Origin of the sequence: Bacteroides sp. 51, assembly GCF_010500965.1 — a bacterium.
In the GTDB taxonomy this organism is placed as follows: domain Bacteria; phylum Bacteroidota; class Bacteroidia; order Bacteroidales; family Bacteroidaceae; genus Bacteroides.
In genome coordinates, this window is record NZ_QVMI01000027.1 from 1 (window position 1) to 20752 (window position 20752).

18 protein-coding genes are annotated in these 20752 nt (G+C 43.3%); 6 read left to right on the plus strand and 12 right to left on the minus strand.

The genetic code is table 11. The features are described from left to right. The first annotated feature begins 266 nt into the window (after positions 1–266). The 3 genes from D0T87_RS17540 (at position 267) to D0T87_RS17550 (ending at position 1828) form a co-directional block, all read left to right on the plus strand. Complete coding sequence (locus D0T87_RS17540) at positions 267–611, plus strand: SH3 beta-barrel fold-containing protein (RefSeq protein WP_163176428.1); 345 nt, start codon at positions 267–269, stop codon at positions 609–611. Beyond that, positions 593–1003: an N-acetylmuramoyl-L-alanine amidase gene (locus D0T87_RS17545; RefSeq protein ID WP_239063752.1), complete on the plus strand. Its 411-nt coding sequence runs from the start codon at positions 593–595 to the stop codon at positions 1001–1003. The genes D0T87_RS17540 and D0T87_RS17545 overlap by 19 nt, the downstream gene beginning before the upstream one ends. 87 nt (positions 1004–1090) lie before the next feature. Further along, positions 1091–1828 carry a Lin1244/Lin1753 domain-containing protein gene (locus D0T87_RS17550; RefSeq protein ID WP_163176429.1) on the plus strand — a complete coding sequence of 246 codons (738 nt, stop codon included), beginning with the start codon at positions 1091–1093 and terminating at the stop codon, positions 1826–1828. Between the two features lie 93 nt (positions 1829–1921). Here D0T87_RS17550 and D0T87_RS17555 read toward each other — a convergent pair whose 3' ends face one another. The 7 genes from D0T87_RS17555 to D0T87_RS17585 form a co-directional block, all read right to left on the minus strand. Then, complete coding sequence (locus tag D0T87_RS17555; protein ID WP_163176430.1) at positions 1922–2368, minus strand: HipA N-terminal domain-containing protein; 447 nt, start codon at positions 2366–2368, stop codon at positions 1922–1924. After that, positions 2361–2678 carry a helix-turn-helix domain-containing protein gene (locus D0T87_RS17560; protein WP_163176431.1) on the minus strand — a complete coding sequence of 106 codons (318 nt, stop codon included), beginning with the start codon at positions 2676–2678 and terminating at the stop codon, positions 2361–2363. The genes D0T87_RS17555 and D0T87_RS17560 overlap by 8 nt, the downstream gene beginning before the upstream one ends. A 221-nt stretch (positions 2679–2899) precedes the next feature. Next, positions 2900–4471, minus strand: a complete 1572-nt coding sequence (locus D0T87_RS17565) for an ATP-binding protein (RefSeq protein WP_163176432.1) — start codon at positions 4469–4471, stop codon at positions 2900–2902. Between the two features lie 218 nt (positions 4472–4689). After that, positions 4690–5067, minus strand: a complete 378-nt coding sequence (locus tag D0T87_RS17570) for a type II toxin-antitoxin system RelE/ParE family toxin (RefSeq protein WP_163176433.1) — start codon at positions 5065–5067, stop codon at positions 4690–4692. Further along, complete coding sequence (locus tag D0T87_RS17575) at positions 5060–5308, minus strand: type II toxin-antitoxin system ParD family antitoxin (protein ID WP_163176434.1); 249 nt, start codon at positions 5306–5308, stop codon at positions 5060–5062. The genes D0T87_RS17570 and D0T87_RS17575 overlap by 8 nt, the downstream gene beginning before the upstream one ends. Before the next feature lie 405 nt (positions 5309–5713). Next, complete coding sequence (locus tag D0T87_RS17580; RefSeq protein ID WP_163176435.1) at positions 5714–9055, minus strand: DUF5107 domain-containing protein; 3342 nt, start codon at positions 9053–9055, stop codon at positions 5714–5716. A 47-nt stretch (positions 9056–9102) separates the two neighbouring features. Further along, positions 9103–10485: a sugar porter family MFS transporter gene (locus D0T87_RS17585; protein WP_163176436.1), complete on the minus strand. Its 1383-nt coding sequence runs from the start codon at positions 10483–10485 to the stop codon at positions 9103–9105. Positions 10486–10608: 123 nt separating this feature from the next. Here D0T87_RS17585 and D0T87_RS17590 point away from each other — a divergent pair, with 123 nt between their 5' ends. Then, positions 10609–11523: an AraC family transcriptional regulator gene (locus tag D0T87_RS17590; protein WP_203558723.1), complete on the plus strand. Its 915-nt coding sequence runs from the start codon at positions 10609–10611 to the stop codon at positions 11521–11523. A gap of 58 nt (positions 11524–11581) precedes the next feature. Here D0T87_RS17590 and D0T87_RS17595 read toward each other — a convergent pair whose 3' ends face one another. The 4 genes from D0T87_RS17595 to D0T87_RS17610 all read right to left on the minus strand — a co-directional run bounded on the left by D0T87_RS17595 (position 11582) and on the right by D0T87_RS17610 (position 16715). Next, complete coding sequence (locus D0T87_RS17595; protein WP_163176437.1) at positions 11582–12274, minus strand: AIM24 family protein; 693 nt, start codon at positions 12272–12274, stop codon at positions 11582–11584. A 48-nt stretch (positions 12275–12322) separates the two neighbouring features. Next, on the minus strand, positions 12323–14047 hold the full coding sequence (locus tag D0T87_RS17600; RefSeq protein ID WP_163176438.1) for a bifunctional UDP-sugar hydrolase/5'-nucleotidase: 1725 nt from the start codon (positions 14045–14047) through the stop codon (positions 12323–12325). A gap of 68 nt (positions 14048–14115) precedes the next feature. Then, entirely contained in the window at positions 14116–14802 is a 687-nt protein-coding gene (locus D0T87_RS17605) for a TrkA family potassium uptake protein (protein WP_163176439.1), read from the minus strand. Between the two features lie 101 nt (positions 14803–14903). Beyond that, positions 14904–16715 carry a TrkH family potassium uptake protein gene (locus tag D0T87_RS17610; protein WP_163176441.1) on the minus strand — a complete coding sequence of 604 codons (1812 nt, stop codon included), beginning with the start codon at positions 16713–16715 and terminating at the stop codon, positions 14904–14906. 206 nt (positions 16716–16921) lie between these two features. Between D0T87_RS17610 and D0T87_RS17615 the strand changes: the two genes are divergently transcribed. Then, complete coding sequence (locus D0T87_RS17615) at positions 16922–18289, plus strand: TrpB-like pyridoxal phosphate-dependent enzyme (protein WP_163176443.1); 1368 nt, start codon at positions 16922–16924, stop codon at positions 18287–18289. Between the two features lie 141 nt (positions 18290–18430). Then, positions 18431–19264, plus strand: a complete 834-nt coding sequence (gene nfo, locus D0T87_RS17620; RefSeq protein ID WP_163176445.1) for a deoxyribonuclease IV — start codon at positions 18431–18433, stop codon at positions 19262–19264. A 42-nt stretch (positions 19265–19306) separates the two neighbouring features. Here the strand turns inward: nfo and D0T87_RS17625 are convergent, their stop codons facing one another. Beyond that, positions 19307–20662 carry a sodium:alanine symporter family protein gene (locus D0T87_RS17625; protein WP_163176447.1) on the minus strand — a complete coding sequence of 452 codons (1356 nt, stop codon included), beginning with the start codon at positions 20660–20662 and terminating at the stop codon, positions 19307–19309. Positions 20663–20752: the final 90 nt, after the last annotated feature.

A 20752-nucleotide genomic window follows, 5' to 3' on the forward strand; every position in this document is an offset into this window, starting at 1 on the left:
TCACTGTGACGTTTTTACTTCCTTTTTGTTTTTGATCTTTTTTCATAATTGTTATTTATAATTATCAATGCGAAAGTAATATAAGCAAGAACATACAGGCATGTAAAATTGTGCAAATGCATTATAGTAAAGACTACTTTACTTTGCTTGCAGAAAAGGGTCGGATGATCGACTATAAATCATCCGACCATTTACTATTTATCATCCGGCCATTTACATCAATGGTCCGGACCAAATTTGAACAGTGTTTTAATCCAGAAAGAACAATGAAGAAAAGAAAAAAATTATCGGGCAAGCCCCTTATGAAAGAACGGCTGAAGTTTCGCATTATGCTTGAAAAAGGCTATACGGAAATATGTGCACAATGGATGGTAGAACGACTGGAACAACTCATTGAACATATGCTACACGGACATGCAGCCATTGCTTACAAGAAGCAAAACGGGGAATTCCGGCTGGCTATGGGAACGTTGATCTACTATGAACGGACATTCGGCAAAACCATGAGCATAGAAAACATTAAGGGAGCCATTGTGTACTGGGACGTAGATGCCCAAGGCTGGCGTTCCTTACAAGTAGAAAACTTCTTGGAATGGAGGCCTATTGTATGATGTGGAAGTATATTATGCTACATTGCACAGCAACACCGGCAGAAAGGGTCTTGACACGCGAGGATATTGATCGCTACCACCGGGAAAGGGGATTCCGCGAGATAGGGTATCATTTTATTATTCACCAGGATGGACGCGTAGAGGAAGGACGGGCATTATCGCAAGCCGGCGCCCACTGCAAAGGGTGGAACTATACGGCCATTGGGGTGGCGTATATTGGCGGAACGGACAAACAAGGAAATCCGAAAGATACACGCACGGAAGCGCAAAAGGAGGCGATAGTGAGATTGATAGAGGGATTAAAAAGCTTGTTCGCAATTAAACGAGTGTTGGGACATAACGAGGTATCGGCAAAAGCGTGCCCGTGTTATGATGTATCAGTTGAAAATTGAAAGTTGAAAGTTGAAAGTCACGATGCCGTAGACCGTTGATTCAAGAGTAACTTAAATCGTCTAATCGTAAATTGTCTAATTGTAAATATGAAGAATGATCAGTATTTTCCGCATGATGCTACGGCGGGAAACAACATTAAACTAATGATTTTAATCGAGACCGAAGGTGCCCGCGGATATGGTGTGTATTGGTTTCTGCTGGAGTTTCTACGTCAGCAAACAGATTATAAAGGTAAATTGAGTATGCTGGACATGTTGGCCCGGAGGGTGAAGACCACTCGAGCCGTAGTGAGGCGGATCATCATGGATTATGCTCTATTTGCCATCGAGGGAGAACTGTTCTACTCGCCAGGACTAGTCGACCGGATGCAGCCCCTTGATAGCAAACGCGCAGCAAAGAGCGAACAGTGCCGCCGAGCAGCAGGGACTAAGTGGCTGAAAACCAGCAAAAGCACCGATGCGGATGCATTGCAAGGAGAGGAGAGAAAAGAAGAGCAGAGGAAAGAAGAGAATACAACCTCACCCAAACCCTCTCCCGGCACTTTGCCGAGAGAGGGCGAGAAGGAGGAAGGAGGAGGAAATTCTTCTGTTAAGGCTCCGCCGGAGTATGCGTTGAATAAACAGACGCATAATTTAAAGGGACTAATGGAGCGGCTGCAACAGCTGAAAGTGAATAATCCGCAAGAGGTGAATGCTATTCTGCAACTATCAGACTACGGACGAATGGGTACGAAGGTATGGAGTATGCTGTACCACACGGAATGGAACAGTATAAAAGCACCGGGACGGTTTTTGATAGCGGGGCTGAGGAAAGAGGTTACTTGATGTTCTCTTTAGTCAATGTGTTTACTTGCTCAATAATTTGTTTTGACCGTAGCTTATTTAAACCTACCCTATCAGCTACGGCCATCATATCATTTACAAATCGCCGGCATAATCAGAGGTCAATATCTTTTCGGCGTCGGCAGCAAGGTTATCGAAATTAACCATGTCATCCATAACCGACTCACTATAATCGGGCCGATATTCTAATGCCCCTCTTCCTGTACTACCCACCAATGCCAGTCGTTGAAGAATAGTTAACTTTACCGGATCAAAACCTCTACTCTTAATATACCTATCCAATATAAGGTTTCCCCAACCATCAGGTAAACTATCATCAAATACACCAAAGTTACCATTAAACGGATTACGTTTTGCTATGAATACTTCCGATTTAAGTGGAAGATGAAAGGGAGATATAGATTCTCCATGTATAAGATAAGCTGAATCGTATTCAAAAGCGCAAAGAGAATCGGGAGTCAAAGCCATTCGTCCGACTTTTACTTCATTCATAAAAATATCAACAACTTTTATCTCATTCATTACGCACCCCTCTCTTTCTTTTCTTTACTTCTTTCGTTTTTAATAAGTCATTTATACTTTGGTATGATTTCTTTGTAAATAATTCAAAGAAACCCTCTACATCATCTAATAAAATAGCACATAGAACCAGATTATGGAGTGTGATTTCTCCTGTACTCTCAAATTTACGATAAGCATCATACCCCACTCCGGCACGCTTAGCAAAAGCTCTCTGAGTAAGGTTCCTTTCCAACCTTCTTTCTTTAACTCTTTCGGCAATACCTTTGAGTATTGCGTTGGGAGACGTATCTATAATTGTGCTAATATCCATAATTAATAATCAAAACATAAGCTTATTGTGCGATTTCACACAATTACAAAGATATGAATAATTATAAAACAACAACAGTTTAAATGACAATATTCCTTGCAGGCTTATTCAAAATGTCTACCGGAAAAGACCTGGGGTTGGATAACTACAGCCTGGCCACTGGCCACTTGCCACTACCGCCAGCACGCTGACTATGGCAATATGATCTTATAAAGCAAATTCTAGCCTCTTTCTTCCTCAATGATAAAATTGTTAATATTTCGTTTCTCTTTACTGAAATCTATTCCGACTTTTATTTTTGCACGAGGATCTATAGTATAGGGTTCAAAATATCCTTTCTCGTTTATTTGTTGAAGAGCTTCTTCGGCACTACCATTTAGCTTAAATTCAAAAATATAAATGCGATCTTTGGTTTTTACTATAGCATCGGCACGTCCTTTGGCACTACGTACTTCTGTGTCGACAAATTGGCCCATGAGGCGAAACACCAAATAAAAAATAACCTGATAATGCCGCTCGGTTTCATCGTTGAGTTCGTATGGAATGCCGGCAAAAAAAGCTCTGAGACGTTCCATGAATGAGGGTATATCACCAGCATATAGCTCTTTAACAAAATGGCTGATATGAAAACCTGTTTCATTCTCTGTCACAGCAGTATAATAAGGCACCAAAAACTTCATAAAACCATAACGAACTTCATCGTTGGGAAACGCTAATGTATATAACCTAAACGTCTTATCATAAGCCTTTATAGTTAGATAACCGCTTTGGTAAATCATTGGAAGTGGATTGTTGGCATCTGCACGATATTCCGAAAAGCCATCAAGATCTACATCTACACCATTTATCAGTAGACGCAAATCGTAATCACTATCTTTTAGTAATTCAACTAAATATGTTGGAGTTCCGGTCTGAAACCAGAAATTATTAAACTCACACGCCTCCAATGCATTTAGCACACTGAATGGGTTGAACATGCCTGCACCTTGCTGGTGAAAGTGATAACCATCGTACATAGCTGTCATGGTAGTTACAGTTTCAGCCAATGACATATCATTATTTTGTGCTATTTTCTCCAACTCTGGAGTGAATACTTCGACAAGCTCTTTTTCTGTAATACCACAAACCTCTGCATAATGCAATCTCATACTTATATCCTGTAGTTGATTCAGATCACTAAACACACTGACTTGCGCAAACTTAGTTACTCCTGTTAGGAATACGAATCGTAAATACCGATCGGCACTTTTAAGTACCCCATAAAAGGCTTTGAGCGTTTGTTTGTATGCGTTAGCCAGTTCCTCATTCAATATAGCCTGCAAGAGGGGTTTATCATATTCATCAATGAGCACTACTACACCTTTTCCAGTCTGCTCGTATGCTCTGCGAATGATGCCATAGAAGCGGGCAGAATAAGACTCCTCCCCACTCTCTGTACCATATAATTTTTCCCATTGTACAATATGGCGCTCCAATATAATACCTAGTCGTTCAGGTGCGTCATATTTCTCAGCATTCAGATCCAGATGAAGTATAGGATATTCTATCCAATCAGTTTCCAGCTTTTCAATAGCCAGTCCTTCGAATAGGTCTTTACGTCCTTGGAAATATGATTCGAAAGTGCTGATTAGAAGACTTTTGCCAAATCGCCGGGGACGACTAAGGAAATAAGGACTATCGGTCTGAGCCAACTCCCATACCATTGCTGTTTTATCCACATATAGATAATCGCCTATCCGTATTTTCTCAAAAGTCTGTATCCCTATAGGAAGCTTACGCAACAATCTGTTCATAATGCTCTGTATTAAGTAAAGACAAAGATAATCAATCCGATTTATAACAACAGAATGTTACACACAATTCTTCATACAGAAGATTAAAGGACTTTCACTCTATAAATTTCCCACCATGTAAACAGGGTAGATTTGAATAGCCAACTCAGGGAGAAGAAAAAGGAAAGGGAACAGTTGCTTATTTCCTGATTTAAGATATCGTTTCCAAACATTTCGGATTACCATCCGATAAAATCTTCGTGTAACATCCCATGTGAAATACCTTCCTCGCCCTCACACAGATCTTTTGTCTGATCTTCAAATATCATTCTGTTTTTGATATCCATACTACCATGCAGTATTCTTATGATTTCAACTTCATCATCAGACAAAATATGGTAGAATATGATGTGCTTATTAGCTTTTAAGCCATATATACCTTCCGCAACATCGTTGTATTTTTTTCCTAATGTAGGGGTTTCGGCTATTTCTTCGCAGAAAGTAATGAGCATTTCATAATATAAATCGGCTTGTCTTTCGGACCAGGTATCTAGTGTATAGTTCCAGATGTTCGATAAATCTTCCACAGCTTTGTGGGTTAAACGATATTTAGCCATTCACTCTTTGTACCTTTAAAGATTCAAGGTGCTTTCTGGGATCGAAGTCCGTAGCTACGCCACTATCCATACCTTCTTGTATAGCACTGCGAAGAGCCGACAAACGATTTTCTTCTTCTTCCAGAAGACGCAAACCAGCCCGAATAACTTCACTGGCATTTTTGTAGCGCCCCTGAGAGATTTTGTTTTCTACAAAACTCTCAAAATAACTTCCAAGTGCTACAGATGTATTTCTTCTCATGACTATTTCATTTTTCACCAAAGTTACCAATATTTGGTAAAGAAGCAAAGGCGAATCATTTATTTAACACTCCTCATTGGGTAATACACCTAGCGCCGTTAAGGCGGTGTGTCATAAGTGGGTTGAATACACTTCGTCATTGCGAACGTAGTGAAGCAATCCAGGTTATACGCTTTGTGAGCTGGATTGCTTCGGGTAAACCCTACCAATTACAATATCCACCCCCTGCCCCCGCCAGCGGGGGATACCTGCGGCATCGTATCCCCCGCTGGCGGGGGCAGGGGGTGGATATTGTCATTATCAAATAGTTCTATATTTTAATATAGTGGCGACTCGCAATGACGTAACGAAATATGCTTATGACACACCCTCCCTACAGTGTGTAGTTCAAAAAAGTAACATACCTTATCTAATGCTTTCGAATACCAACCGGGCATCCATGTGATTGGAATCCAGGTCAAGTACCTTACTCAAATAGGTTTTGGCTTCTTCGGTATGACCAAGTCCAAGTTCTCCAAGACCGATTACATAGTGGCAATGAATTTGGTTGCGGATGTTCAGATCGTCTTCCCATATAGCCAGGTCGGGCAAGGAAACAGCAAAGTAATCTATCCGGCATTGATCGAAAAGATGCTTCTTACCATGATCAATCAGCGCATTATAACGGCTCTTGGCTTTATCGGTTTCTCCCAAAGCTGCCCATGCAAGTCCCTGATAGAATATCTTATCGGGTTGCTGGTCATTATAATAGAATGCCTGTTGCGGTTCGGAAGAGCCGATAGTCGCTTTATGGAAGTAATATACGGCTTTCTCTTCGGCACCGAGAGCACGGTACGCCACGCCTTTCAGGTAATCGATATCATTTTCTTCGGCATTCGCCAGTTTTCCTTCGCCCAGATGGTGCGGATAGGCATCGGTTTCATTCAGCAGACGGACAGCAGTGGCATAATCCTGAGCTTGCATGGCTTGTTTAGCCAATTCTATACGACACACCACGTATTGTTTGGTGATCTTACCTTCTCCCCCCTCCCACGGATGGTATGTACGGGAGTCGATCAGTTGCATAGCCTCTTTATATTTGCCAAGCTGGTTGTACAGTGAAATCCTTTCAATGCATAGGTCGTCACGTTGTTCTACCAAAACCGGATACTTTTCAAGGAAGGCAAGGCGATCGGCAGATGATAATCCCATTTTCTTGTAAAGCTGATCAAGCTCCATGAGGATACGGGAATCTGTTTCGTCCAAAGCAAAAGCCTTTTCCAGCAATTCACGGGCTTCGGCTTTCCTATTGTATTTATTGTAATAAGCCAATGACAGGTTTCGCAATACAGTGGGGAATGTATCGTTTAACTGATAAGACGCTTCCCAACAGGCAGTAGCCTCATCGTACTGACGGGCAGCATACCAGAAGTTACCCAGATAATAAGGTGCATAAGCATCGGTAGGTTGCAGACGAATAGCGTCTTGCAGAATATTCACCTCTTCAATACGGTTGGGGAAACACTTTTCAGGAGACATTCCGGAAGCCTTGCGGTAATACTCCAATGCTTTTGCCTCGTCGCCGGAACAGGAAGCGAAATAGCCCAATGCATAATAAACCATAGGATACACCTTCTCCGGATCAGCGATGGCATACGACAGGAGTTGTGTAGCCTCATCATACAGTCCCGCAGCAGCATAGTCCAGCGCATATTCAATATAAGTATGCACGGCGCCACGCATCATGGATAAGAAGGTATTGAGATCTTTTGCATTGTCTGTAAGCAGATATTTCTCGAAACGGCATCCCATATTGAATTTATCAATCTTCAACGATTCTTCAATCAGAGACAAGGCAGAAGCCTTCATCCCCAGGTGTCTCAGGATAGAAGCCTTCAACTGACGTGCTTTATGGTTATGCCAGTTGCGAATCAGGCTACGGTCTATTCTATCAAGAGCATCTTCCCACTGCCCGCGCGCTACATCTATTTGGGCAAGTGCCAAATATGCAGGGTCTTGCCAGGCAGCATTCCAGGTCGATTTATAGAAGGCATCGTATGCTTTATCAAGTTGCCCCTGCATCTTCAAGCTCCAACCCAGATTATAATAGGCCTCACCATCATACGGGTTAGGGCTACGTTCGGTCAGGGTTTCGATTGCTTTATGGAAGTAAGGTTCTGCTTTTGCAAACTGCCCCTTACGCATAAGAAGTAATCCCATAGCATTATTGCAGCGGCTATCGCCTGGTTCACGGCGTAAAGCTTCCTGATAATAATCGGCAGGGTTATAGGTGGCATGGCGATACTGTTCCAGATGTAAGCCAGTGAGATACAGCTGCTCCATTGAAGCAATATCTTTCGGATCTTTGGCTGCACGTGCCGGATCGGGCGTTGGTTTAATCTCCGGTTTATCGGCCTGGTAGGACAACATTTCTCTGCCGGTAGCATCATAAAGCGTAAAGATAAGTTCTTCCGGTAGCTTATTACCCACCTGAATGGTTCTGGAATAGCTCTCGGCAGGAGATGTATGGGCGTAATCATCTACAAAGACCTGTCCGTCTATATCTTTTAATACAATACGCAGATTCTTATACTCGCCTGTGGTATAAAGAATGATATGCGCTTTGCCGTCCTGAATTTCTACATTGACAACAGCATCTTTAGTAGCGTTCTTCACATAACCGACTTCGGAGTAAGGCATAAAGTACTGTACCCACGACTTTTCTTCGCCTGGTTGCAACCAGGTAAAGTCGGGCTGATTGTCGGTATAGACACCGGTCATCAGCTCAATGTACGGACCGTCTTCGTCGGTCAGGTTTCTGTCCCACGCCTGTCCGAAATCACCGTTACCCCAGGTCCATTGTTTTTTACCGGGGGATACGTGATGATCGGCCACATGCAGAAGACCGGCATTGACATCGGCCTCATATCCGCCTACGAAGTTAAACCTGGACTGAACAGCCATGTAAGAAGTGGGCACAGGTATGTTTTTATACTTCGAGATATCCACTCCGGCAGAGTAATCTTGCTTATAGTACACTCCAGTGGCGATAGGGAAATTGGATACATCGCGCTTGCCATGATCGAACACAGCATGTACATCGGGTGGGAACACCGAGTGATATCCGTCGTTCACCACTACGGCAGGGTTTGCCCACCATAGGAAGGTTTGCGGAAAGGATGTACGGTTATACACCTTCACCTTGATCTCAATATACGACTTGCCCGGATGAAGGGTAAACCCCTGCATTCCCTTGGTACGGAACATACGCTCTACTTCGCTACACCATACGGTTACACTACCATCGGCATTCTCTTCGATATAATAATCCGTAGGCAAAAACGTACTTGGGCGGTGATGTTGTGGCCAGTTAAACTCAATCCCCCCGGAGATCCAAGGACCTGTTAAGCCAACAAGCGCCGGCTTAACGACTTGGTTGTAATAAACAAAATGACGTTGCTTTACCTTGTCGTATGCCATGTGGATACGTCCACCCAGCTCGGGCAATATCATCACCTTGATATACTCATTCTCGATAAAGAGTACCTTGTATGGTTTATCTACTTTATCGTCCGATACCTTTTCAACAACAGGATACGGATACACTACCCCTGAACTTCCCTGATATACACGTTTCTCAAGGAATATAGGGTTCTTTTCTTCTTCGCCAATCTCGTAGGTGGGAAGCATAACAGTCTCTTCCCATGCCCTGACCACGCCCTTTTCTGTTACTTGGGGTTGGATCAGGTAATCGGTAATCTTTTCCATAAATTATTTATTTTAGGAGTCAGAAGTCAAGAACTACTAACTTCTAGCTACTTAATTAATTCTTTCTCAATCTCTTCCAATGATTTCCCTTTCGTTTCGGGAAGCTGTGAACGTATAAACAGGAATCCGGCGAAACAAATTGCACCATATACCCAGAATGTGCCCGAAGCATTCAGATATTCATTCAACAACGGGAATGTATAGGTAAGGACGAAGGATGCCAGCCACAGAAAGAAGGTTGACACAGCCACAGCGGCACCACGAATGCGAGTGGGGAATATCTCGGAAAGCACTACCCACACCACCGGAGCAAGAGACATGGCATAACAAGCAATAGCCATCACAACCAATAGAAGCATCGGCCAACCGCTCACCTCGAAAAAGTAACAGGCGCCCAATATAGCGTAGATGCCAGCCAATCCAATGGAACCGACATACATCAATGCACGGCGTCCCCAACGGTCGACGGTATAAATGGCTACAAACGTAAAGATCAGATTCGTTACACCGGTCACCACGATATTCATCAGAACGTCGGAAACAGCGTAACCTGCCGCGGAGAATATTTCGTGTGCATAATTAAAGATAACATTGATACCACACCATTGTTGGAATACAGAAAGTACAATACCGATAATCAGCACTTTACGTACATTGGGTTGCAAGAGTGCTTTCCAGTTGTTCTTCTCTTGCGTCTGGGGAGAAAGAGCAATTTCTTTCAACTCGGCATCTGCATAAGTCTGTCCACCAATGCGGGCGAAAATCTTACGCGCTGCATCCTGTTTGCTGTTTATAGCCAACCAGCGGGGACTTTCGGGAATCACAAAGGAAAGGATGAAAAACAATCCCGCCGGGATTAGTTCTGCCCAGAACATCCAACGCCATGCCCAGTCTATACTATGTGGAGAAAGTACATCTTTATCCGGCATAAAGTAGTCGCCAATCTGCCAGTTGGCAAGCTGCGCCGCCAGGATGCCAATTACAATTGTTAGTTGATTTAAGGAAACAAACCGTCCCCTGACCGATGCAGGTGATACTTCTGCAATATAAATCGGTGAAATATTGGAAGCGATACCAATACCAAACCCACCAATTATGCGGTAAATAATAAACCAAGAGAAATTGTCCACCACTCCTGTTCCATAAGCCGAGATGGTAAACAGCGCCGAAGCAATGATCAACATTTTTTTCCGTCCGTAGCGGTCACTCCAGGCACCAGCCAGTAGAGCACCGACCAAACATCCTATTAATGCACTACTCATGGCCCATCCGCGCATCGCAGCCGAGCCTTCAAGCCCAAAGAAAGGTTCATAAAATATTTTGGCTCCACCGATAACAACCCAATCGTAGCCGAAGAGAAGTCCGCCCATAGCAGACACTAATGTAATGAGCAATAAATAGCCTTTACTGTGTGTATTTCCGTTTCGCATGTGGTAATTGATTTAATGACAGGACAAAAGTACAGGTAAACGGAGAAGTAAAAAATGTAAGAAGGATTGCAAAACATGTAAAAAACGACTATCTTAGCAAAATAATAAATTCGGAGGGAAATTATGATCGAAAACATGCTTGCAGATGGTTTTAAAGGTGAACGGGCAATCGTCACTCCATATAATATAAGGACATATCTGGCTGAAAATAAAATCACCCGGCAGATGTATGTAACTCATATTGGCTATTATCCAAATGCGAAATACCATTACCGGGAGCGCAAGGATGGAACAAACGAGTATGTTTTTATCTATTGCGAGAAGGGGCAGGGATGGATAGATTATGCCGACGGCAGGCATCGTCTCAAAGAAAATAGTTTCTTTATCATTCCCGCTAACGAAAAGCATGCGTATGGAGCGGATGCTCGCGACCCCTGGAGTATATATTGGCTTCACTTTCAGGGAGATAATATAGATATGTTTCGTTCCATTATAGGTAGGACTTGTTATCTGGAAGAATCGGATAAGAGCAGATATCAAGATCGTATACAGCTATTCAACGAGTTATATCAGAATCTTAATATGGGGTACAGCCCTGAGAATCTGGAATATATCACTTTCTGTCTGATGCATTTTATGGCTTCATTGAAGTACGTATCTCAATATCGGGAGATTAAACAGGTAAGGGAAGATGATGTGGTACAGAAAACTATTATATATATGAAGGAGAATCTGGAGAATAAAATTATTCTGGAAGATATTGCACAGGCGGTAGGTTATTCGGGGTCACGATTAAATACGTTATTCTCGCAACGAACATCGTTCTCGCCCATAGAATATTATAACCAGTTGAAGATACAACGGGCATGCAGCTACCTGCAATTCACCGAACTAAAAATAAAGGAGATTGCTTTCCGGCTTAATTATTATGATCCATTCCATTTCTCTAAGGCCTTTCATAAGGAAATGGAAATAACACCTAAAGAGTATAGGAAGAGGTATCAGGACCGGCGAGGTGGTGCCTTCATAATGTCATAGTTGTAGGGGCAGGCCTTGTGTCTGCCCCTATAGTCATGTCATACATGTATTTTGTTCATTACTCGGCAGTGCCGTAAGTTTCTTCATAAGGTTGTACAATCACCCAACCATCACCTTCGAACTGTAACTGGAAGCTTTCGCCTGAACCGCGACCAATTAATGTTTTGAATGAAATGTCTGTTTTGATCTTTGGAGTAAGATTGCCTGACCATGCTACAGTAGCATTAGGGTCTGTATATACAGGTTTACCCGGTTTAACGAGCAATGTCAAAGGATCGCCATGTGTACAGATAGCTGCATGACCGGTACCACTTAAATGCACCTGAAATAAACCACCGCCCACAACTCCGGCCATACTTTTCATCAGTTTCACATCAGATTTAAGGCTTTCTTCATGAGCCAACACATCGTTTCCGTTTACATTGATCGTTTCGTTTTCCAGATAAAGTACACGGATCTTCTTTGCATAGTCGGCCACGTATACTCTTCCGGTTCCGGTAGCTTTCATCATTGAAGTACCTTCACCGCTTATCGCTTTCTTTAATAGATTGCCCACACCTTTACTCAACATACCTTCGCGTTCAAACTTTACATCTCCGTCATAGGCAACCATAGCGCCTTTTTTAATCATTACTGTTTGATTCTTGATATTCAGCTCAAGTAAATACTCTTTTTCCAATTCGAATAAATCGTTTCTTTCATCTTTTTGTGCAGTCTCCTGAATGAATGACTGAATAGAATACTTGTTCATAAGATTAATTGTAATAAATAGATTAAAACTTAAAATATATCTGATTAATTAATTTTCTCCAAATAGCAGTTTATAGTCGCGCTTGGCAACCTTTTCTACCCAAGCCTCAGGAATAAATTTCCATTGATTGAATGATTTGGGGGTAACAATGCCGGCCTTTTTAATTTCCTCGGCCAGATAAAAACGCAAATCCTTATCCGTAGAGAACACAATACGTTCAGTCAGTTTCTCACGCGGAATGCCCGATCCTTCGGTCAGGATACCACCGCCTCCGCTACCTTGATAGGAGTTTATAGCCACACGATAGGTATTCATTTCATTAAACGGATCACCATCGGCCATAGAGATAATCTGCACACGCTCCCCTACCGGTTTCGTTACATCTATGGTATAGCGTATTCCCGCAGCAGAATCAAAAGAGAAGAAAGGTTTTACAAAACGATACCGGTCATTATATGAGTTCTGTTCGATACGCAACAGGTGGTCATCCTCAGACTTCATCTGGTTACACCAAAGACCGGCTGAATATTCCAAAGCCTCGCGTACTTCCTTGCCCGTAAGCATCATGGTATAAAGCAGATTTTCATATTTGTACAGGTTAAACATATCGCGCATGTACACCTTGCCTGCTTTGATTTCTGAGTTCATCGACAAAGGGGCTACAAGGGATATCTCTGCCTTAGTTAACTTCAACTGCAAATCGTGCAACAGATCAATAAATGCGGATGGGCCAAAGAAAGCATCCTGCACGGATACGGTTTCGGTAAACTCACCGATTTCTTCGTTTACATAATCGGCCGTTTGCTGGTAGGCTTTGGCAAAGTAGCGCATATATGCCTCATCGGGTTCTATTTCTGAGATATCAACTAATTTGCCGGTGATGGTCTTACTTACGAGCTTGCCCTCTTTGAGTATGGCTTGTACAGCCACATCGCTTATCCGATTGGCTGCGTTAGCGGGATTGATTACCAGTACGGAATCTCCTGCTATATTTAGAATCTTTTCATTGAAAGGCGTATGATCGTGTCCGCAGAAAACGATATCGAATCCAGGGACCTGGCGAGCTACTTCAAGTCCTACACTTTCTTTAAAGCCGGCAACCTCACCAGACTGTACTCCGGTATGGAAAAGACCTACGATTAAATCCGGCTTTTCTTTTGCCTGAATAATAGGTAAAAGTTGGCGTGCCGTATCTTCAATATCGGCAAAGCGCAATCCTTCCCAAAGATTCTCGGGCAGCCATGCCGGAATGGCCTGGGTCAGCATGCCGACAACAGCTATTTTGACTCCATCTTTCACGAAGATATGATAAGGGGGGATATAGGGTTTGCTGTCTTTGGTCAATATATTAGCTCCAAGAACCGGAAAGGAACAATCTTTAATCCAGCGATCATAAACGGCATGGCCGGTTTCAATGTCATGATTTCCCATAGCAGCGGCATCGTAACCGATATAGCCCATCACTTCGGCACACAGGTGGGTGGATTTGGTATCTACAAAGTTAGAGTAATACACGCAGGGCTGCCCTTGCAATAGGTCGCCACCATCTAACAGGAGCACACGATCGCCAAATTCGAGGCGCTGCTCGTTCATAAATGTACTTACGCGGGCAAAGCTTCCTTTGCTGGGCCGATTATTTATAAAGTCGAAAGGAAAGAAATTTCCATGAACATCAGTGGTGTGATATAGCTTTATGGTCACACTTTTATCCTGGGAAGAGGCAGTATTAACCCCTAAAAGAAGGATAAAGAAAAGAACAATATATTTTCTCATGACTATTTGATAAGATTACAAATCTACATACAAATCGCTGAAAACACAAAGGTATAACGTTTTTTTAATCACATCCGCTTCCATAGCTTCTGGTAATCGTCTTTCTTTCCGTAACAAACGAATTCATCGCCTGCCAGGAGTTTGCTTTCGGCAGGAGGTTCGCTCAGGGCTGTTTGTTCTTTTACAGTAAGCCCTAAGAGATTGGTTACTTGCCCGGAACGAGTCAGCGTTATGAGTTTCAGGTGAAATTCTTCTTCAAGATTCAGTTCACTGATGGAACGTCCTACAAAATTGTCGGGCACGGTAAACTTTACGATCCAATATTCCTTATCTACACGAAAGGCGTCGATCTTTGTACCAAAGTTAAGTTGCGCCACGAGGGTGTAGGCTGCGTCTTCCTCGGGAGTGAGTATCCGGTCCAGATCAAATGCCTGTAGGACGGCTTTATGTATATCGTCCATGGCACGAGCATAGATGTGTTGTACTTTGTGACGTTTAAGTAAAGCCGTCACACGGATGGAAGCGCCGAAGTTCTCGCCAATGGCAACAATGACTACATCTACGCTATTCAGGGGAAGTACAGCAAGTGAGGTATCATCGGTTGCGTCTATCACAAAGGCGGTAGCGACTTTGTCTTTTATTTCATCTACACGGTCTTCGGATATATCTACTCCGATTACTTCATGCCCAAGGGCGGTGAGTTCTGTTGCCGCCACCATGCCGTAGTTTCCTAATCCTATGATTATACATTTCATGATTTTTGAGTTTAAAAGTAGTTAGAAGCTAGAAGCTAGTAGCCAGGTTTTGTCCTTTCCATGTGGCATCGTTCATCAACCTGACTACTTACTACTAACTACTAGTTAATAATTATATCATCACTCGGGTACCTGTATTTTGTATGTTTCTTCTGCTTTACCATCCCCAGTATCAGTGTTACAAGCCCCACACGGCCGATAAACATCAACACTGCGATCAGGATTTTACTTTCATTATTTAATAACGGGGTTGCTCCCAGGCTGGTTCCGGCGGTACTAAAGGCAGCGATACATTCGAATACGAGTGTTACCAATGGGATCTCGGGTTCGAGGATGGTTAACAAGAACACAAACGTAAAAATAGCGCCTAAGGAGATAATCATCGCCGCATTGGCACGACGGATTGAATCGGGAGACAGTTCACGTCCAAAGACCTCTACCCTATCTGCTCCCCGAAGAATAGCAAACATATTGAGTACAATAACGGCAAAGGCATTCACTTTAATTCCCCCGGCTGTGGACTGCGCCCCACCACCAATCCACATGAACAACATATAGAATAAAAGAGATTGTGTGGTTAGCGTTGTCAGGTGAATACTGTTGAATCCGGCGGTTCTGGAAGCTACGCTGTTGAAGAAAGCCTGCGTCCATTTATCGGCCACGGACATACCGGCCAACGCATGATCCCACTCGAAATAAACAATGGCCAGTGTACCCAGTATCAACAGGAAGAAAGTGGTTATAAAAACAATGCGTGTGTTCAGGCTAAACTGGTGGTATATCTTCCGGTGTATAGGCTCGCGTGTATGTAAGTAAATCCATAGACGTTTCAGGTAGCTTATTATAATGTCTTTCAGATTGACCAATATGGGATAGCCGATCCCGCCTAAGATAATGAGTATGGAGATGCTTAGGAAGAAGGGGTTGTGACCATTCATCAATAAGGGGTTTCCTACATTGCCGGACAATGTAGAGACACCTGCGTTACAAAAAGCAGAGATGGAATGGAATAGTGAAAAAAGCAGTTCGTCTTTTAAGTTCATATTTAATGTTCCATGAATATTCCACCAGATAAGAAGGGTTCCTATCCCTTCAATGATAAGTGTGAAAGCAAGTGTATACATTAAGGTGGAGAAAAGGGAATTCAATGATTTTGAACTTACCATATCGCGCACAATCAACTGATTATACAGCGAGGTGTTTCCCATAAAAAACAAGGCAAAGAAACTGGTAAATGTCATTACGCCCAGGGCTCCTATCTGAATCAGGATAATAATAATGGTAAAGCCGAAAGGGGTAAACGTAGCTGTCATATCAAACGGCGATAACCCGGTGACACAGACAGAGCTTGTGGCGACAAAGAGTGAATCGACCCAGGAGATGCCATGAAACGTGGAACGGGGCAACATGAGCAGTCCGGTTCCGATGAGTATGAAAAATAAGAAACTGGCACCCAGAATAAGGGAAGGATTGGTACGCCGCCCCAGTAAACGGACAACGCTATTGGACAGGTAGAAGAATGAAAAAACAAACAACAAGGTGAGCCTGTAGTATCTGCTATCGAGGAAATTCCACAGCCAACTGAGGAACTCGACTTCGGTCAGTGCCGGAAAAACAATAGGGATCAGTGTCAGGTAGAAAAGGATACTGAACATCCTGGCCAATCGTTTATAGCGATCTTGTTTCAGTCCGCTCCTGAAAATAAGGTGTAGTGTGATATCCAACAAAAAAATAATCCATACCCATATATAGACATTGATCAGCTGATCTCTTTCTACGGTAGAGACTCCAAAGCCAAACTCATAGACGATCGTCGTCAGAAAAATCAGGGCGGCCAGATCGGTTATCACCGTCATCACCCCCATCAGAATGCGAGCGGCAAGATGCCGCGGCCAGTTTTCTATACCACGCATAAGACTATTTTTTATAAAACAACGTAGAGTTAGAACTGTTCACCATCTTGCCGCTACCTATTAAAAAGTTACTAAAAACCGCCTATTACAAACATAATTCATAAAATAGCCTCTTATTTTATTCAAAATAAAACTGGCGACGGCACCTTGCCGCGTGAAAAAATATAGCTAAATTTGCAATTCAATCATTATAAAGATAGAATCTTATGAGTAGTAGAACAAAGAAATTTATATTGCCCGAGGACGAAATACCACGTTATTGGTACAACATACAGGCGGAAATGAAGAATAAACCGATGCCTCCATTGCATCCGGGAACGAAACAACCTCTGAAAGCGGAAGACCTCTTCCCTATCTTTGCCGAGGAGTTGAGCCGCCAGGAATTGGATCAGGAAAATACATGGATTGAAATTCCTGAAGAAGTACGCGAGATGTATAAGAACTATCGCAGTACACCGTTGGTACGTGCTTACGGTTTGGAAAAAGCCATCGGCACTCCGGCGCACATTTATTTCAAAAACGAGAGCGTTAGCCCGATCGGTTCGCATAAGCTGAACTCTGCATTGGCGCAGGCATACTACTGTAAACAGGAAGGAATTACCAATATCACCACCGAAACCGGTGCGGGACAATGGGGAGCGGCGCTGTCTTATGCTGCTAAGGTATTCGGAATTGAAGCAGCGGTATATCAGGTAAAGATCAGCTATGAGCAGAAGCCTTACCGCCGTAGCATTATGCAAACTTTTGGTGCGCAGGTAACTCCGTCGCCATCTATGTCGACCCGTGCCGGAAAAGACATCCTGACTGCACATCCTAATTATCAAGGTTCGTTGGGTACAGCTATTTCGGAGGCTATTGAACTGGCACAGACTACACCTAACTGTAAATATACCTTAGGGTCTGTGTTGAGCCATGTAGCGTTGCACCAAACCATTATCGGTCTGGAAGCCGAAAAGCAAATGGAAATGGCAGGCGAATACCCCGATATCGTTATCGGTTGTTTCGGCGGAGGTTCTAACTTTGCCGGCATCGCATTCCCATTTATGCGTCATACTATTAAGGAGGGAAAGAAGACACGCTTTGTTGCTGCCGAACCGGCATCTTGTCCTAAACTGACCCGTGGTAAATTCCAATATGACTTTGGTGATGAAGCCGGATATACTCCGCTATTGCCCATGTACACGTTGGGGCATAACTTTGCACCGGCTAATATTCATGCCGGAGGTCTTCGTTACCACGGTGCAGGTGTAATTGTATCGCAATTACTGAAAGATGGATATATGGAAGCGGTGGATATCAAACAACTGGACTCATTTGATGCGGGTATGATCTTTGCACAGTCTGAAGGTATTATTCCTGCTCCGGAGTCGTGTCATGCCATCTCTGCCGCTATCGATGAAGCAAAGAAATGCATTGAAACCGGCGAAGAGAAGGTGATCCTCTTCAACTTATCGGGTCACGGATTGCTGGATATGACTTCGTATGATAAATATCTGTCGGGGGATTTGGTTAACTATTCTTTGACGGATGAAGATATTCAAAAGAATCTGGACGAGATTGGTAAATTGGATTAGCGGGAAGGTGCCGCAACCAGTTTTCTATCCAACATATAAAAAATCCCGGAGGTTAAATGAACAATCTCCGGGATTTCTTTTTTGTATCAATGAGATATTATCCGTAAGTTTACATCATTGAATCATTAATATCAAAACCACATGAAATACATAGGTGCACATGTAAGTGCTTCGGGAGGAGTAGAACACTCCCCCATCAACGCACACGAGATCGGAGCCAATGCTTTCGCTCTATTTACCAAGAACCAGCGGCAATGGGTGGCCAAACCTTTGACTGATGAGAGTATCGCCCTTTTCAAAGAAAACTGCGAAAAATATAATTTCCAGCCGGAATATATTCTCCCACACGATAGCTACCTGATTAACCTTGGACACCCCGAAGAAGAAGGATTAACCAAAAGCCGTGCTGCATTCCTGGACGAAATGCAACGTTGTGAGCAACTCGGTTTAAAGCTATTGAACTTCCACCCGGGCAGTCACCTCAATAAGATCAGCGTTGAACAATGCCTTGACCGTGTAGCCGAAAGCATAAACATCGCTTTAGACAAGACGAAAGGGGTAACCGCGGTTATCGAAAATACAGCCGGACAAGGCAGTAACGTGGGAAATGAATTCTGGCATCTCGAATATATCATCAGCAAAGTAGAAGATAAAAGCCGTGTAGGAGTCTGTCTGGACACTTGCCACACTTTCACTGCCGGATATAATCTGCTGACCGATTATGATAAAGTTTTTAAGGAATTTGACGAGCAAGTCGGTTTCAATTATCTCCGTGGCATCCATCTGAATGATAGCAAGAAAGAAGCCGGTAGCCATGTAGACCGCCACGCCCCTCTCGGACAAGGTTTCCTGGGACTGGAACCATTCAAAAAGATGATGAAAGACCCACGTTTCGACCATATGCCCATCATTCTGGAAACACCCGACGAGACGTTGTGGAAGGATGAGATTGCGCTGTTGAGGAGTTTTAGTTAGCTGTAGGGGCAGGCCTTGTGTCTGCCCCTACAGCTAATTCTTTTAACTATTGTCATGCTCATCCAACTTCCCCGCCCACAGGTATTTATTCGTTTCCTTCACCAGCACTCCCGAAAGAAGCAACAACGAAACAAGGTTCGGAATAGCCATCAGCGCATTCATACAATCGGAGAAGTTCCATACCAGAGCCAGGTTAGTTACCGAGCCGACAAAAATAGCAATAACCCACAGTAACCGGTAAAACTTGATCCACCTTCTTCCGCCCAGATATTCTACCGCTTTCTCACCATAATACGACCAACCCAAAATGGTAGAAAAAGCAAAAGTAACGATTCCGACAGTAAGTATAATTGGCCCCACAACCGGTATCTTATCGAAAGCCGCCTTTGTCAGTGCCGCACCTTGTGTATGATCAATATCCGGATGAGCAATAATACTGCTTACAAGAACTAATCCGGTTAAAGCACAAATAACCACTGTATCCCAAAACGTACCACTGGCGGAAACCAAAGCCTGACGAACGGGATTGCGCGTTTGTGCCGCAGCAGCTACAATCGGTGCCGACCCCATACCCGATTCATTGGAAAACAATCCACGGGCAATACCATAACGTGCAGCCATTAAAACCGATGCACCAACAAAACCACCTCCGGCAGCATGCGGAGTAAAGGCCGACTTCATAATCAATGAGATAGTTTCTCCCAGATACGCAGCGTTCATGCAGAGAATTAAGATACAACCAGCCACATAGAACACCGCCATGAAAGGAACAAACGCCGTACAAACTTTGGCAATGCCTTTTACACCAAATATAATAACCAGTGTAACACCAAGACTTAATATAAGCCCTGTTACATAAAGAGGCACCTCCCAGGTTTCATTCAACAACATAGATATGGAGTTGGCCTGCACACTATTCCCAATACCAAATGCGGCAAGTGCTGTAAATATACAAAACAAAATAGCCAACCATTTCATCTTTAAACCGGTAGCCAACGCATACATCGGACCACCGATCATTTCTCCGTTCTCTCCTTTTACTCTGTATTTCACGGCAAGCAATCCCTCGCCATATTTAGTAGCAATACCAAATACACCCGTTATCCAACACCAAAACACAGCACCCGGTCCACCTAAACTTACGGCAGTCGCCACCCCGATAATGTTTCCGGTACCAATCGTTGCAGCCAATGAGGTTACCAATGCACCAAACTGACTTACATCTCCCTCGGCATGTTTATCCCGGGTCACCGAGAGCTTGATTGCCGTAAAAATCTTCCGCTGAGGAACTTTTAAGATAATAGTTAGAAACAAGTGGGTACCTAAAAGTAAAATAATCATGGGCCATCCCCAAAGAAAAGAACCAAGTTGTTCAAAAAGGTTGTTTACAAATTCCATATTTCCATTATTTCAATTGAACAAAAATAAAAGAATAAAACGAAACTACCACCCGTTTAATACAAAAACTCTAATTTGTACAGCAAACTG